This is a genomic window from Flavobacterium lindanitolerans, from assembly GCF_002846575.1.
In the GTDB taxonomy this organism is placed as follows: domain Bacteria; phylum Bacteroidota; class Bacteroidia; order Flavobacteriales; family Flavobacteriaceae; genus Flavobacterium; species Flavobacterium lindanitolerans.
In genome coordinates this window covers 209,695-224,851 of the sequence record NZ_PJND01000008.1, presented here as the reverse complement: position 1 = coordinate 224,851, position 15,157 = coordinate 209,695, and the positions used below count along the sequence as shown (strand labels likewise).

14 protein-coding genes are annotated in these 15,157 nt (G+C 38.6%); 6 read left to right on the top strand and 8 right to left on the bottom strand.

All coding sequences use genetic code 11. From position 1 onward, the window contains the following. Positions 1-2: 2 nt before the first annotated feature. Together B0G92_RS10885 and B0G92_RS10880 are read right to left on the bottom strand one after the other, a co-directional pair. Positions 3-362: a BlaI/MecI/CopY family transcriptional regulator gene (locus B0G92_RS10885; RefSeq protein ID WP_056066092.1), complete on the bottom strand. Its 360-nt coding sequence runs from the start codon at positions 360-362 to the stop codon at positions 3-5. 476 nt (positions 363-838) lie between these two features. Next, positions 839-2,053, bottom strand: coding sequence for an MDR family MFS transporter (locus B0G92_RS10880; protein ID WP_101472466.1), 1,215 nt, complete (start codon positions 2,051-2,053; stop codon positions 839-841). Positions 2,054-2,153: 100 nt separating this feature from the next. Here B0G92_RS10880 and B0G92_RS10875 point away from each other — a divergent pair, with 100 nt between their 5' ends. Genes B0G92_RS10875 through B0G92_RS10855 form a run of 5 tightly spaced genes read left to right on the top strand, consistent with a single transcriptional unit; the run spans position 2,154 to position 5,502 of the window. After that, positions 2,154-2,756 (top strand): DUF1684 domain-containing protein, encoded by a 603-nt coding sequence (locus tag B0G92_RS10875; protein ID WP_101472216.1) that lies wholly within the window; start codon positions 2,154-2,156, stop codon positions 2,754-2,756. 3 nt (positions 2,757-2,759) lie between these two features. Next, positions 2,760-3,404: a TatD family hydrolase gene (locus tag B0G92_RS10870; protein ID WP_101472215.1), complete on the top strand. Its 645-nt coding sequence runs from the start codon at positions 2,760-2,762 to the stop codon at positions 3,402-3,404. Between the two features lie 22 nt (positions 3,405-3,426). Next, the gene (locus tag B0G92_RS10865) at positions 3,427-4,146 is read left to right on the top strand and encodes a tRNA threonylcarbamoyladenosine dehydratase (RefSeq protein WP_101472214.1); all 720 of its coding nucleotides are present in this window, start codon (positions 3,427-3,429) and stop codon (positions 4,144-4,146) included. Between the two features lie 32 nt (positions 4,147-4,178). Beyond that, positions 4,179-4,835 carry an HAD family hydrolase gene (locus B0G92_RS10860; RefSeq protein WP_101472213.1) on the top strand — a complete coding sequence of 219 codons (657 nt, stop codon included), beginning with the start codon at positions 4,179-4,181 and terminating at the stop codon, positions 4,833-4,835. Between the two features lie 7 nt (positions 4,836-4,842). Then, positions 4,843-5,502: an HAD family hydrolase gene (locus tag B0G92_RS10855; RefSeq protein ID WP_056066107.1), complete on the top strand. Its 660-nt coding sequence runs from the start codon at positions 4,843-4,845 to the stop codon at positions 5,500-5,502. 14 nt (positions 5,503-5,516) lie between these two features. Here B0G92_RS10855 and B0G92_RS10850 read toward each other — a convergent pair whose 3' ends face one another. Continuing rightward, on the bottom strand, positions 5,517-6,800 hold the full coding sequence (locus B0G92_RS10850) for a cryptochrome/photolyase family protein (RefSeq protein WP_101472212.1): 1,284 nt from the start codon (positions 6,798-6,800) through the stop codon (positions 5,517-5,519). 3 nt (positions 6,801-6,803) lie between these two features. Beyond that, the gene (locus B0G92_RS10845; RefSeq protein ID WP_056066113.1) at positions 6,804-7,271 is read right to left on the bottom strand and encodes an SRPBCC family protein; all 468 of its coding nucleotides are present in this window, start codon (positions 7,269-7,271) and stop codon (positions 6,804-6,806) included. Positions 7,272-7,404: 133 nt separating this feature from the next. Here B0G92_RS10845 and B0G92_RS10840 point away from each other — a divergent pair, with 133 nt between their 5' ends. Further along, entirely contained in the window at positions 7,405-8,253 is an 849-nt protein-coding gene (locus B0G92_RS10840; RefSeq protein WP_101472211.1) for a DUF2911 domain-containing protein, read from the top strand. Positions 8,254-8,301: 48 nt separating this feature from the next. Here B0G92_RS10840 and B0G92_RS10835 read toward each other — a convergent pair whose 3' ends face one another. The 4 genes from B0G92_RS10835 to B0G92_RS10820 form a co-directional block, all read right to left on the bottom strand. Then, positions 8,302-10,020 carry a sodium:solute symporter family protein gene (locus B0G92_RS10835; RefSeq protein WP_101472210.1) on the bottom strand — a complete coding sequence of 573 codons (1,719 nt, stop codon included), beginning with the start codon at positions 10,018-10,020 and terminating at the stop codon, positions 8,302-8,304. Between the two features lie 112 nt (positions 10,021-10,132). Beyond that, entirely contained in the window at positions 10,133-12,661 is a 2,529-nt protein-coding gene (locus B0G92_RS10830) for a PIG-L family deacetylase (RefSeq protein WP_101472209.1), read from the bottom strand. Positions 12,662-12,769: 108 nt separating this feature from the next. Beyond that, a complete protein-coding gene (locus B0G92_RS10825; RefSeq protein ID WP_101472208.1) occupies positions 12,770-13,219 on the bottom strand; it encodes a hypothetical protein in 450 nt (149 codons plus the stop codon). 79 nt (positions 13,220-13,298) lie between these two features. After that, the gene (locus B0G92_RS10820) at positions 13,299-15,134 is read right to left on the bottom strand and encodes a BamA/TamA family outer membrane protein (protein ID WP_245867812.1); all 1,836 of its coding nucleotides are present in this window, start codon (positions 15,132-15,134) and stop codon (positions 13,299-13,301) included. Positions 15,135-15,157 lie beyond the last annotated feature (23 nt).

The following is a 15,157-nucleotide window of genomic DNA, read 5'->3' as shown; positions in this document are numbered from 1 at the left end:
ATTTATTTCTTTTTTTCAATCATGTCTAAAATTTCGCGTAGCTCATCGGCAGAAATTTTTTCTTCCTTCGCAAAAAACGAAACCAGATTTTTATAGGAACTGTCAAAATAATTATCAATTGCGGTTGTCATAAAACGCTTTCTGTAATCTTCCAACGCTACAATAGGATAATACTGGTGTGAATTTCCAAAAGCAGTATGCCCAACAAATCCTTTTTCCTCCAAAATCCTTACTATAGTAGATAATGTATTATAATGTGGCTGGTCTTCCTTAATTTCAGCCATTATCTCTTTAACGAAAGCTTTTTCCAGCTTCCATAAAATCTGCATTACTTCTTCTTCTTTGTTTGTTAACTTCTGCATCTTGTTCCTTTTTTAATGGTTTTTCTCCTGAATAATTTTTTAAATGCTATTCAGGAGATAATCCATATCCTAACTCTAACAAGACAAATGTATAACTAATTTTTTAGTTGACAAACTATTTTCTTAGTTATTTAACGTAAATTTTAGTTTTTTATTGTAAGGCTATCAAAAAGGAAAACACAAAAATAATGATTTATGTGTGTTAATTGTCTGAAAAACAAAAAGATGGTTTAAGAGTGTTTTATTGATTGATATACAAAATGATTAAAGTCTAACTTTTTATGTCTTCTTTCATTTCTATAGAGAAGCTTTAAATCGGTGTAATTTTTTAAACCTGTGGCTGGAATAAAAAGAGATACTAAGGTTCTGAAGCGCTAAGTTTATGTGTTGTATGTATAAAATAGAAAATTATAGAAAATAGATTTCAGCACTTTCTTTCCTATCGTATAAACCTCCCGATAGTGAATAAAATCAGCTTATTTGTTTTGTGTAACTATTCTTTTCAGATACAATATGCTGGCACAGGAGAGGAGTCCTAAAACCCCCATTACCAACCAGTTTGTCGCATAGCCGTAGCGGGAAATAATTCCTAACCCCAATTTGGCGCTTGTAATATGTGCCAGGCTGAAACTCATGGTGAACAGGGCCATATAACGACCTTCATGTCCTTTTGGAGCCCGGCTCATAGCAAAAGAGTTGGTAAACGGAAAATTCAGTATTTCTCCAAAGGTCATAAAAAGCATGCTGACAATCAGTATGCCGGCCCAATTGTCAAAAAGTAGTACAAAAAAGCTCACGCTTAACAGAAAGGTACCCCATAGTATGAGTTTCAGGCGATTGACCTGTTTTCTTTCGAGTGAAGTCACCATCGGCATTTCCAAAAAGAATATGAGCAGGCCGTTTAACGACATCAGCAATCCGGTTTGGAATTCTGTGATATGATACCATTCGGAATGGTATAGCGGCAATGTTGAGAACAGCTGTAAGAAAATCAGGGCTGTTAAATAGCTTCCGAAAAGGAATATCCAGAAAGGGCCATCCCAAAATACAGATTTTACAACCGCTTTTTCAGCATCCTCATGGTCTTGATGGGTAGCTAGTTTCTTTTCTTTCACCAATGTAGCAAAAATCAGTATGGAAATAATACAGGAAGCACCATCAACCCAAAACAAGCCTTTGTAGCCAATTCCCATAATAATCAGCCCTCCCAATGCCGGACCGGCGGCAAAACCTAAATTGACTGCAAGCCGGACCAGTGAAAAAGCACGGGTTCTGTTTTCGGGTTTGGCATACGCTCCCAGAGAAACATACATGGCCGGACGAAACATATCTGCGATAAGCATAATACCAAACATGGCAAAACACATTCCTGTAAATGAAGTGACAAACTGCACAAAAATTAGCAGCAGACCACTGGTGAGCAGGCTGAAAATCATTATTTTGTAAAAACCAATCCTATCGGAAAGCTTTCCGCCAATCCAGGAACCAATCATTGACCCCAAACCAAAAAAGACCATAACCGTTCCAATGGCGTCATAGTCAAAATGCAAGTCTTCTTTCATATATTTCGAAAGGAATGGGAGAACCATTGTTCCTGTCCTGTTGATGAAAGTAATAAGTGCCAGTATCCAGATTTCTTTAGAAAATCCCCGAAAGGAATCTATATAGCGCTTGAAGGCCGTTTGGAGCATCAGATAGTCAATTTTTGACACAAAGTTACAAAGTTTGCTTCCCTTTTTTTGGAAAGCGTAATCGATAATTTTGCTTATTTTTGCATAAAAATTGAAATTCATGAAAAGCTTCCTCAACCTGCTGTTTTTATTGGTATCGACCGTTTTATTGGCGCAAAAAAGTTTTGATAAAGAAGCTGTTGTTGCTTTCCAGAAAGAATTAAATGCGGAATATGCCGACTCGGTAAAAAGTCCCTTGCTAAAGAAAGATTTGAAAACATTTAAGGCTTTGGATTTTTATCCCATAAACGGAAATTTTTTCGTCAATGCAAAGTTCATAAGAACTCCGGACGAAAAACCTTTTGAAATGCCAACGACTACCTCCAGAAAACCCATGTATGTGAAATATGGTGAAGCCCATTTTTCGATAGACGGGAAAAAGTTCAAGGTAAATCTTTACCAAAGTCTGGATTTGAAAAAAATAGAAGAATATAAGGATGCATTGTTTTTGCCTTTTACAGACCTGACTTCCGGAGTTGACAGTTATGGAGGTGGAAGGTATATTGATTTGAAAATACCACAAGGCGATACAATCTCTATTGATTTTAATACGGCATATAATCCGTATTGTGCCTATAATCATAAATATTCATGCCCGATTCCTCCACAGGAAAATGATCTTGCGATTGAAATTAAGGCTGGAGTGAAAAAATTTAAAAAATAAGCTTTGCTATACAATCTCCACACGCATAAATTCTCAAACCATCCCGGTTGCCTGGAATTGGTCAATCAATATCCGCAGGAATTCGATGTGTCCATTCCGTTGTATTCGATAGGGATTCATCCGTGGTATATTGTAGCGGATAGGGTTGAAGATGACCTTGCCGTTATAGAAGAAAAAATACAGACTTCCAATTGTCTGGCTGTTGGCGAATGCGGACTGGATAAAAGAATTGAAATTCCGTTTAGCCTGCAGGAACAGGTGTTTAGAAAACAATTGGCATTGGCTCAAAAATATCAAAAACCGGTGGTTATCCATTGTGTAGCATCGTTTCAGGAATTAATAGCCATCAGGAATGATGTAAAGATTACGGTTCCGATGATTATCCACGGATTCTCAAAAAATGAACAATTGGCCAGACAATTGCTGGAAAATGGTTTTTATCTTTCTTTTGGTAAATATTTGTTGCGGAACCCGGAATTGGAATCGGTTTTTAAAAATGTTCCGGATAATCGTTTTTTCCTGGAAACGGATACGATTGAAGAAACAATAGAAGAAGTATATGCCGTAGCTTCGAAGTACAAAGGCAAAAATCCTGAAGATTTGCAGGGAATTGTAGAGCAGAATTTTAAAAATGTTTTTAAAAAATAAGTACAAAAATAAATTATAGAAAATGGCGCAGTGGACAGAAAGAGCCGAATTGTTGTTCAAAAAAGAAGGTCTTGAAAAATTAAAGAATTCAAACGTATTGATTGTTGGAGTAGGTGGTGTAGGGTCTTTTGCAGCTGAATTTATTGCCAGGGCGGGTGTTGGAAAAATGACAATTGTTGATGGTGATGTTGTTGACATTACCAATATTAACCGTCAGCTTCCCGCATTGCATTCTACCGTGGGCAAGCCAAAAATTGATGTGGTTGGTGACCGTCTGATGGATATAAATCCCGAATTACAGCTAACTAGAATAAAAGAATTCCTTTCGCCGGAAAGGGCTTTTGAGATTGTTACCGATGAATTTGATTATGTGATGGACTGTATTGACAGTATAACACCAAAATTAAACCTGATTATTGCTTCCAAACGCAAAAAAATAAAAATTGTCAGCAGTATGGGCGCCGGAGGCAAAATGGAAGCAGGTAAAGTAAAAGTAACCGACATCAGTAAAACCAAAAACTGCTATCTGGCAAAGGCTGTTAAAAGAAGATTGAGAGAAGCCGGAATCGATAAAGGCGTGAAAGCTGTTTATTCCTATGAAATCCAGGACCCGAATAGTTTGAGAATGACAGACGGTTCCAACTTCAAAAAATCATTCTACGGAACCAATAGCTATATGCCGGGATTATTCGGGCTTCATGCGGCAGAAACAGTAATCCGATATCTGTTGAAGAAAGAATAAGAACTAAACTACTCAAAACACACAACACAACAATGATAAAAACTGTAATTTTTGACATGGACGGCGTTATCGTTGATACGGAACCCGTTCACAGATATGCCTATTTCCAGCATTTTGATGAACTGGAAATTTCTGTAACCGATGACCTGTTTGCTACTTTTACCGGAAACTCTACACGAAATGTTTTCCAGAAACTAAAACATGCTTTTGGTCTGGACCACGATGTCGAGGATTTGATACAGAGAAAGAGAAATATTTTTAATGATGCCTTTGATACTAAAAAAGACCTTCATCTTATAGAAGGAGTTGAGGATTTGATAAAAGACCTTTATAAAAACGGTATTCAGCTCATTGTTGCATCATCGGCTTCAAAGGTAACAATAGAACGCGTTTTTAACCGTTTTAAGCTGCATCAGTATTTTTCGGATATTGTGAGTGGCGAAGATTTTCCGAAGTCAAAACCGCATCCGGCTATTTTTGAATATGCGGCTTCTTTAGCAATAGGGAAAAAAGACGAATGCATTGTTATAGAAGACAGTACCAACGGAGTTGAAGCTTCGGTTGCAGCAGGAATTTTTTGTATAGGTTACAGAAGCGCAAACACCAAGCTTCAGGATTTGTCAAAAGCAGATAGGATTATCAATCATTTTAACGAGCTAAACGCCGAAAAGATTAAGAATTTAAAGTAAAATAAAAATGGTTAAGACCGTAATTTTTGACATGGACGGTGTTTTAGTTGACACCGAACCGGTTCATTATGATGTGAGTTTATTGCAATTTAAAGATTTGGATATTACCGTTCCGGATGAAATGTACCACACTTTCACAGGAAACTCCAATAAGATGATTTATCAGAAAATCAAAGATAATTTTCAATTGGTTCATGAAGTAGAAGAACTGATTGAAGCCAAAAACAAACTTTTTATAGAGGCTTTTGATAAAAAGGAAGACCTGTATCTGATGCCGGGCGTTAAGGAACTTATTATTGATTTATACAATAACGGTATACAGCTGATAGTGGCTTCCTCTTCTGAAATGGCCATTATCAACAAGGTTTTTGAGCGTTTCGGATTGAATCCGTATTTCACGCACAAAGTCAGTGGTGAGGATTTTCCTGAATCCAAACCCAATCCGGCTATTTTCTTAAAAGCGGCTTCCTATTCAAAAGCGCCTATCAATGAATGTATTGTTATTGAAGACAGTACCAACGGAATTACGGCTGCCAAAGCGGCGGGGATTTTTTGTATTGCCTACAAAGGTGAAAGCGGAACAGGGCAGGACCAGTCAAAGGCAGATATGGTGATAACCGATTTCCGGGATTTGAATTTCGAGAAAATAAAAAATATAAATGCATAAAACAAAAGCAGTCGTTATCCGACTGCTTTTTTATATACTACCAGGCATCTTTCCCGTGCTTCCTTATGGTCGATTATTGGCCTGTAGTCCAATTGCTCAAACTCAGGAACCCATTTCCGGATGTATTTTAAATTTTTGTCAAATTTTCTAACCTGTTCGCTTGGGTTAAAAATCCGGAAATAAGGAGCGGCATCGACACCGCTTCCCGCAGCCCACTGCCAGTTGCCTATATTGCTGGATTGCTCATAATCCAATAGTTTTTCAGCAAAATACGCTTCGCCCCAACGCCAGTCAATCAGGAGATGCTTACATAAAAAGCTGGCCACAATCATTCGAACGCGGTTGTGCATGGTTCCTGTAGCATTCAATTGCCGCATTCCGGCATCAACTATTGGATAGCCGGTAGTTCCTTCACACCAGCTTTGGAATTCGGTTTTATTGTTACGCCATTGGATATGGTCATATTTCGGACGGAAACTTTCTGTGACCGTGTTTGGAAAATGCCAAAGAATCTGCATGAAAAACTCCCGCCAAATCAGTTCATTTAAAAAAGTTTCTTTTCGGTGTTTGAGCGCTGTTTTTACAATCTTTCGGATACTGACAGCACCAAACCGCAAATGAGGACTTAAATGAGACGTGCCCTCTATACCGGGAAAATTACGGGTTTCGGCATAATTTTCAATTAGCGCGCTTGAAATATTATAGTCGGCAACTTTTATCCCGGATGCTTCAAATCCGATCTCTTTTAGTGAAAGATACGGATAGGAATGTTGGGCTATTTCAGCCAGTTTCTTTTCAGAAGGAAAGGATTCGGTAAGCTTTTCATTAAAGTTTTCTTTCCATTTCTTAGAATAGGGCGTAAACACAACATAAGGTTTACCATCTTCTTTTATCACTTCTTCTTTTTCAAAAATCACCTGGTCTTTGAAAGTATGGAAGGCTATGTTTTTAGATTTTAAAAATGCGCCAACTTCAGCATCCCGTTTTTGGGCATAAGGTTCATAATCGTGATTGGTGTAGACGGCATTTATCTCTGCATTTTCAGCAACCAGTTTTTTAAAAACGTGTATGGGGCCATCATGAAAAACAGCCAGTGATTTATGGTTTTGTTTTAGGATGGCCTGTATATTGTCCAGCAATGCGGAAATAAAAGTCACGCGGGCATCATCTTTAGGAAGTTCACTAAGGATGTTTTTGTCAAATATAAAAACAGGAAGTGTGGCATTGTTTGATAATGCCTCAAACAATGCCTTGTTATCATCTAAACGTAAGTCACGTCTGAACCAGAATATATTCATGATTTAGGATTTAAATTCGCCAAAAATTTCGATGAGTTTTTTTCGCCTGTAAGCAAAGATTTCATCCAGCTTTGGCTTGACCATAAAGGGATGTGCCAATTGGCCCAATAGGCCCATAGGCAATTTATAATGAACAATATCTTCCATTTCAACACCGCCCGGAATCGCTTTTAGAAAATGCTTGTGGTGCCAAAAGGCATAAGGACCGAAACGTTGTTCGTCAACAAAGAATTTTTGTTCCTGAACATGTGTGATTTCAGTAACCCACTGCATTGAAATTCCAAATAACGGAGTGATTTTATAATGGATAATCTGCCCGGCAAACATCTCCTTTTCATCACCCGAAAGCGTCTTGAATTGCATGGATTTGGGAGTGATTATTTCCAGATTCTTAGGATTGGAAATAAATTCCCAGGCCGTTTCTATTGAAACAGGAAGTTGTTGTTTTGTATGTAGTGTATATAATTTCATACTACAAAAATACAATATTGTTTAATTTAAATTTAATTATGTTAAACAAAAAGTTATTTTTTCTTGGTTTTATTTAACATTTAAATGACTTGAAATTATTAAATTCGCAAAAATCAAAATCTAATAATTTATTATGAAAAAGATAGTTATTGCCGCAGGATTACTTTTAATCACATTGACGGCCAATGCTCAAGTAAAAACGCCTCAGGCAAGTCCGAAATCTGACATTACTCAGGTAGTCGGATTAACAGATGTACATATCGAATATTCTCGCCCCAGTGCAAAAGGAAGGGCTGTTTTTGGAGATTTGGTTCCTTTTGGAAAAACATGGAGAACCGGAGCCAATGGCAATACTATAATCACATTTAGTGAAGATGTAAAAATAGGAGGAAAAGACCTTCCAAAAGGAAGCTACAGCCTTTTTACGGTTCCAAGAGCAGACTCATGGGATGTTATTTTCTATAAAGACACCAACAACTGGGGATTACCGGCAGAATGGAATGAAAATAAGGTAGCTTTAAGAACAAGCGTTAAGCCGGAAAATCTGAACAGAAATGTTGAAACTTTTACCATTGCGGTAAACGGAATCAGCAACGATTCAGGAAGCCTGGAAATTTCATGGGAAAAAACACTTGTAGCCGTTAAGTTCGATGTTCCTACGCAAAAAACAGCTATGGCAAGTATCGAATCTACTTTGGCAGGACCAAAAGCAGATGATTATTTCGCTTCAGCACAATATTTTTACCAGTCAAACGGTGATATGAACAAAGCCCTGACCTGGGTTAATGCTGCTATCGAGAAAACAAAAGGAGAAGCTCCTTTTTGGTACCTGAGACAAAAATCATTAATCCAATCTAAACTGGGAGATAAGAAAGGTGCTATCGAAACAGCGAAATTATCTTTGGCTGCTGCAGAAAAGGCAAATAATGCTGATTATGTGAAAATGAACAAAGACAGCATCAACGAGTGGAGCAAAAAATAATTCCATTGAATACAAACAAAAAGCCGATTGCATTGCAATCGGCTTTTTTTATGCTTTGATTTCTTTAGAATTTTTGAAATACTGAAGGCTTACGGAAATAATGATGGTAATGACAACTCCTATAAAGTTGAGCCATAAGTAGCTCAGTTTTTCTTTGCCCGGAGGAAAGATGTATATCGCAAAATAATAAATTACGAATATGGCTATCTGGCTGAATACGGCTGCCCAGAATACGGCCTGTGCCCTCACATATTTAATATAGAAGGCAACGAGGAAAATACCCAGAATAGTACCATAAAATATAGAACCGATAATATTGACAAATTGAATCAGGTTTTCAAATAAGGTTCCGAAACAGGCAAATAAGATGGCAATGATACCCCAAAGCAGCGTAAAGCCTTTAGAAGCCTTCACGAAATGCGCTTCGGATTTCTCCGTTTTTATGTTTCTTTTATAGATATCGATTACGGTTGTTGAAGCCAATGAATTGATTCCGGCTGCTGTTGATGACATGGCCGCGCAAATAATCACGGCTAGTAACAACCCGACAAATCCTTTTGGCAGGTAATGTATTATGAAATGGATAAAAACATAATCACTATCTGTAGTCTTGTTCTTTTTATTGGCTTTACTAATCAGGACTTTGGCCTGTTCACGAATTGTTTTTTCTTTTTCTGCTAAGGCAATAATCCTGTTTTTGAGTACCTTATTGTCTGTTTCTATATTCAGTTGATTGACATAAGCCAATGTTACTTCTTTTTTTTCTGAAGCAATATCAACCAATTGGTTTTCCAGTTGCTTGTAATCACCGGCATATACTGATTTTTCAATACTTGCCTTACTGTTCGGATTAAAGTTAATTGGAACCGACTGGAATTGGAAAAAGACATAGACCATCACCCCGACCAAAAGAATAAAGAACTGCATCGGTACTTTCAAAAGTGCGTTAAATACAAGTCCCATCTGGCTTTCTTTTACAGATTTGCCTGAAAGATAGCGTTGTGCCTGCGACTGGTCTGTTCCAAAATAGGAGAGGGCTAAAAACAGACCGCCCGTGATTCCGGTCCAGACCGTATATCTTTTTTCTTTGTCTAACGAAAAATCAAGGATATTCATCTTGTCATTTACGCCGGCAATCTGTAATGCATTATTAAAGGAAACTTCTTTAGGAAGCAGGCTCAATATGATGAAAAAGGCAATAAACATCCCCGACATGATGATAAACATCTGTTGTTTTTGGGTAACATTAACGGCTTTTGTACCGCCTGTCATCGTGTAAATGATAATCAGTATACCAATAATGATATTCATCAGGTTCAGATTCCAGCCCAATATGGATGACAATACGATGGCGGGTGCATAAATCGTGATTCCGGTTGAAAAGCCTCTCTGAATCAGGAACAGTATAGCAGCAAGAGAACGTGTTTTAAGGTCAAAACGCTGTTCTAAAAACTCATAGACTGTATAAACTTTAAGTTTGTGATAAATAGGTATGAAAGTGATACAGATGATTATCATCGCCAACGGCAATCCGAAATAGAATTGCACAAACCCCATACCATCATTAAATGCCTGTCCGGGAGTGGAAAGAAAAGTAATGGCGCTGGCCTGGGTTGCCATTACGGAGATTCCTACAGTATACCATGGCGTTTCGTTGTTGCCCAGTATATAATCCTGTACGTTTTTGCTGCCCCGCGTTTTCCATGCGCCATAAAAAACGATGAAAAAAAGCGTAATGATTAAAACTACCCAGTCAATTGCCTGCATTTATGAAAAATATTGCATTATAAAATAAAAAATCAGAATGTACAGGGCATTCATTACAAGCACCAGGGTGTAATTTCTTTTCCAGCTTCTTAATTTCTTTTCTTTCATTAATTTATGATTTGTCCTTTTTTCCTATAGAGATAAGATTGGTAAACAGCTTAAACGCTCCAGGAACTCCGGCCGGAAGTTCGCGGAAAAAGCTTAATCCTGTGTAAATATAATATCCTTTTCCGTAATTTGCGACTAAAAGGCTTCCTTGTTTTTCAGTTTCTCCTAAATCTTTCATACCCAATATAGGCGTAAATTCAGGAGCCCATTTGTCAGGAAAATACAATCCTCTTTCCTGAACCCAACCCTGGAAATCGGCTTCTGTTATTTTATTAGGATGGTTTAATACCGAATGCGTTGCGTTTAAAAAAGAAACTTTTGCATTTTCATCCGTCACCCTGTCGCTGGAAATATTCAATTCGTAAGGAGAAAAATCAGGAACGTTAAAGCCGTTGAATCCACGTCTGCCGGAAGTATTATACTGTACGACCATTGTTCCTCCGTTTTTAACATAATCTAAAAGATAACGCTGTTTGAATTGAAGGTCGGTAATAACATTATACGCCCTGATTCCCATAACAATGGCATCAAATCCGGACAAAGCCGTTTCCGTAATCTCAGCAGGTTTTATAATTCTTACATCATAGCCAATCTGTTTCAGGCTTTGCGGAATTTCATCTCCGGCTCCTTCGATATAGCCGATAACCTGTCCGCTTTTTTTAATATTTAATCGGACAACCGAAGCTTCAGATGGCATCAGTACCGATTGTTTCGGGATGTGGTCGTATTGGATGGTCGTTAATTTCTGCGTATATTTTTGTCCGTCAACAGTAATTACCGGAGCAATGACGCCTTTATTTTCATAGGAAGGCGGTGTTACGTTAAATACCACAATCTTTTCATCGTTTTTCATCGCGATGTCAAAATCGATTTTGTCAGGAGAAACAGTCCAGCCTTGAGGAACCTGCAGGCTGATGTTTCCTTTTAAGTTCGCTTTTCCGGATTTTACCCTTACGGAAATCGGTTTTGTTTTGGAATCGGAGAAAATGGTGACCTCATCAATTACAGTAGCCGTGGCTTCCGGCAATACTTCAAAAGGTTGGTAGATTTCGCCTTTTTCCGGGTCGGAAATTTTGTAGATAATTTCTCTGTAGATGTCCAGTGGTTGTCCGGCAATTTTAAGGCTCCATTTTAATTTGAGCTTTTCAGAATCCGGTCGTCCTATCATGGCCCTGTCTTTGACGGTATACATTCCCAATGTTCCTTTTTCATTCAGCCAATACGGAGAAGTGTAGGGAGTAGAGGCAAGCGTATGTAATTTTTTTTCAGTCTTGAACGGTTTGTTCTTATCCAGTTTTTTTCCTTGAATGATTCCATTTTCAGGATTATTAAGGAAAGTTACGGCAACCAGTTCAACATCTTGTGCGCCCTGGTTTACGGCTTCAAGCTTTAAGGTAAAATCACTGTCCGGATTTGTGCTTTGTTCTGAAGAAACACCTTCAAAAAACAATCCTGCCGAAGCCAGGATAATATTTTCCAATTCCTGTTTTTTGATAGCCCTCCAATGTTCGTCTTCCAGTTTGCTGACTAATTGGTAGGCCTCGATTAATTTCGGGATATGAACAGACGGGTCTTTGAAATTGAAATGCGCCTCAATATCGTTCAGGATTTTTCCAATAGCTTCGCCTCCTTTTACTCTTGACCAGGTGGTATTGATGCCTTCAAACAGGTTGTTTTTATCTTTAGCCAAGTCGCCTTTTAGAAATTCAAGATATTCCATTTCATCTCCACGCGTTCCTATAGTACCAAAACCCTGGCATTTGTGCTGGCTTCGACTCAACGCGGCTATTTCGCCATTGCTTTTACCCTTAATTCCAAAATAAACACCGGCATTGATAGTGGCCATTTTGCTTTTGTCAGCCTGTGCGAACTTTTCTTCGGAGCCGTAAAACCACCATGAGGTATTAAAAAATATTCGTTTTGGCTGCCAGGTTTTTAAGGAAGAAAGCTGCTCCGGAAAACTGTTTTTATTTCCGGCAAGGTCAAAAGCTTCCATGCTTAACATGGCAGAAGCGGTGTGATGTCCGTGTGTGGTTCCCGGGCTTCTGTGGTCAAAACGGTTAATGATAATATCAGGTTGGAATTTTCGGATGGCTAAAACTACATCGCTCAACACCTGATTCTTGTCCCAAATAGAAAAAGTTTCGTTAGGCTCTTTGGAAAAACCAAAATCGTTGGCCCGTGAAAATAGCTGTTCACCGCCGTCAATTCTTCTCGCTGCCAATAGTTCCTGTGTTCTTAAAACGCCAAGCAATTCGCGAAGTTCAGAACCAATCAGGTTTTGTCCGCCATCTCCCCGCGTTAATGATAAATAAGCGGTTCTGGCTTTTACTTCATTAGAAAAATAGGAAATCAGTTTGGTGTTTTCATCATCAGGATGTGCGGCTACGTATAAAACCGACCCTAAAAAGTTGAGTTTTTGTACCTGTTCGTAGATTTCACCAGAACTTAATTTTTGCGGTTTCTGGGCATTCACCGTACAGAATGAAAGAAGAAAAAGAATGAGGGAGTGGTAAGCAGTTTTTGGTATCATTTTGATTTTATGGAACTAACTTTCAAATATAATAATTAATTTTTCGGATGTGTTTTTCTTACTAAGACTTTAACAATAAAGGAGAGCTGTCAGGCTCTCCTTATTTTATTAGTCATCATGGCGATGCTTGTGATGTTTTTTATGTTTTTTGTAATGCTTGTGGTCGTCATGATAGTGGTGAACTTCTCTTACGACAACCGGACGTGGTCTCGGTCCTCTGTAATATTTAACCTTATGGGTATTGAAATGGGCATAAGGTCTTGACCCATGATAATCTGTCAATACTACTTTATAACCGTTGTACAAATCATAATTACGGTATCGGGTTGGCAAATATCGGGCTCTTACCCAGGTTCCGTTGTTGATGTAGATAAAATTCGAGGCTCTGATATCGTAATAGGCTTCAATGTCAGGAAGATAATAATAATTTGCTTCTGTGTATCCAACCGGACCCCAATCCGGACGACTTCCGATACTTACATTAACAGATACTTGTGCTTCAAGCGTACCGGCCATTAAAAGGCCCAATCCTGCAATTAATACTTTTAGAGTTTTCATAGCGCTGTATTTTTAGGTTCTTCGTTGGAGAACAAAAACCAATAATGATGCCAGTACGATTTTTTTAAGAAATATTTAACTAATCGTAAGGTACGGTTTGCGGTTTTCCAAATTCAAAATTCGGCATTCCGAAATCGGTTGTTTTAAAAGAATTGGTTTGCATATTCCCACTGCCATCAATAGGAACACTAGGATAATACGAGAAAGAAAACTGAAAGGAATTGAACACCAGAAAGTCATTACTGATTATAACGCCAATGCCAATTTGGGAATAGGCTTTTCCTTTATAGAGGTTGTTGTTTTCGTTGCTCAGCAGGCCAATCGTATAAGTAAAGAAAGGGTTAAAACGGAATCCTCCTAAATTCCAGGGCGAATAGGATTGGGTTTGCAGCGTTAACAATGCTTTTTTAGTACCCCGCAACTTATAGCTGCTAAAACCCGGTATGCCGTTTTCTTCATTGAGGTCTACCCGGTCTGCAACCGTAGGAAAGCGGTTGTTGCCTATTACCAGTCTTGGTTTTACAAATTGCCTCAGCCTCCAGTCGCCCAATTCAATAAGATTTGTAAAATAATTGGCCTCAACAGAAAAGACAGTTTGCTGTGTGATTGGCCCTCTAAAGAAGGTGCCATATTCGACATTGGTACTAAAATAGCCCCATTTGAAATATTGCCCGAAAGAGAAGCGACCGCCCACATACAGTCGGTTGATGTGGTTTTTATTCTGATGGCCTACCGTGAGTGCATATACTTTTCCAATGGCAACGTCTTCTGTAATGCCGTAATTGAAAAGGTATTTATCCTGAATAAATTTTCGGGAAGTGATACCAAATCCCACCAGATAGAAATTTTCGTCAGAGAAATACTTTAGGCTGTCGTATTCCGGCGCAGGGAACTCGCTGTAATTTTTTCTCACGAACCGGAACGAAGTAATGAAATTGGTGGTTCGGTCTTCTTCGGAATTTCCTTTGAATATTTGGGTCGATTTTCCTACCCAGGCATCCTGGGTTCCCACTTTAAAATTTTGTGCCGCATAACGTCCCGTAGCATCCGGTAAGGAATCAACCGTAAAATCCTGACCAATATAGACTCCGGCTCCCCATTTGGCAAAAGGAGAGAAGAAAGGACGGTCAACGGAAATACTTTTGGAGTAGTTATTATGCTCATCAACACGATAGGCGAGCGATGTCCGGATATAGGTATTAAGAATGTTAGGAATCGTATATCGCGTACTGACGGCACTCCTTCCATTGTCGAATCGCTGTCGGTAGGTATTGTCCAATTCATGTCCGGTTCCTAAAAAATTTCGTTCCGTAAGCTCAAAAGTAGTCTTGGAAGTCGACCCGGAAGCATTCGGAATCAGGCTCCAGGAATCCAACGCCCTGATATAAATATCAACAGAATCAGCATTTGTTCCTACCAATCGGGTAGTAAAGTCAACGCTTCGTATATATCTTTGGCTTCTGATTAAACGTTCGGATTCTTTGACGAGAAGCGAATCCAGCGGCCTGTTTTTTCGGATAAGCAACAGGTTTTTTATTGTGAGCTGGCGGGTTTTGATATGGACGTTATTTCCAAACCTTTCAAATCCGTTACGGGCTTTTTTAGTCGTATCTTTTTCCGAAAACCCGAAAGGATCAAGCGTTGTGATATAGATATTCCGGATAATTTTTCCTTCATACTGGCTGTAGCTTTTAAGTACGACTTTATCTTTCTGCCTGTTTTTTGGTTTTTTTGAATCTACAGGCTTGAAAATAAGCTTATGGAGGAATTTGGTAAAACCTCTTTTTTTGGAATAGCGTTCAATGTCCCGATAGCCTTTCAGAGAATCTCTTTTCACGGGCTTTTCCTGCGCATGCGAATAGTGGCAGCAGCACAGAGTCAACAGGAGTAAAAAGAATCTGATTTTCTTAAGCATTGGGCAATTTTTACTATTTGGGA

What these genes read in the sequence shown, in the direction of transcription:
- B0G92_RS10875 (WP_101472216.1), top strand. Translation starts at nt 2,154, where the DNA reads ATGAAAAGCTTCCTCAACCTGCTGTTTTTATTGGTATCGACCGTTTTA.
- B0G92_RS10855 (WP_056066107.1), top strand. Translation starts at nt 4,843, where the DNA reads ATGGTTAAGACCGTAATTTTTGACATGGACGGTGTTTTAGTTGACACC.
- B0G92_RS10880 (WP_101472466.1), bottom strand. Translation starts at nt 2,053, where the DNA reads ATGCTCCAAACGGCCTTCAAGCGCTATATAGATTCCTTTCGGGGATTT.
- B0G92_RS10820 (WP_245867812.1), bottom strand. Translation starts at nt 15,134, where the DNA reads ATGCTTAAGAAAATCAGATTCTTTTTACTCCTGTTGACTCTGTGCTGC.
- B0G92_RS10885 (WP_056066092.1), bottom strand. Translation starts at nt 362, where the DNA reads ATGCAGAAGTTAACAAACAAAGAAGAAGAAGTAATGCAGATTTTATGG.
- B0G92_RS10830 (WP_101472209.1), bottom strand. Translation starts at nt 12,661, where the DNA reads ATGATACCAAAAACTGCTTACCACTCCCTCATTCTTTTTCTTCTTTCA.
- B0G92_RS10825 (WP_101472208.1), bottom strand. Translation starts at nt 13,219, where the DNA reads ATGAAAACTCTAAAAGTATTAATTGCAGGATTGGGCCTTTTAATGGCC.
- B0G92_RS10860 (WP_101472213.1), top strand. Translation starts at nt 4,179, where the DNA reads ATGATAAAAACTGTAATTTTTGACATGGACGGCGTTATCGTTGATACG.
- B0G92_RS10840 (WP_101472211.1), top strand. Translation starts at nt 7,405, where the DNA reads ATGAAAAAGATAGTTATTGCCGCAGGATTACTTTTAATCACATTGACG.
- B0G92_RS10845 (WP_056066113.1), bottom strand. Translation starts at nt 7,271, where the DNA reads ATGAAATTATATACACTACATACAAAACAACAACTTCCTGTTTCAATA.
- B0G92_RS10850 (WP_101472212.1), bottom strand. Translation starts at nt 6,800, where the DNA reads ATGAATATATTCTGGTTCAGACGTGACTTACGTTTAGATGATAACAAG.
- B0G92_RS10835 (WP_101472210.1), bottom strand. Translation starts at nt 10,020, where the DNA reads ATGCAGGCAATTGACTGGGTAGTTTTAATCATTACGCTTTTTTTCATC.
- B0G92_RS10865 (WP_101472214.1), top strand. Translation starts at nt 3,427, where the DNA reads ATGGCGCAGTGGACAGAAAGAGCCGAATTGTTGTTCAAAAAAGAAGGT.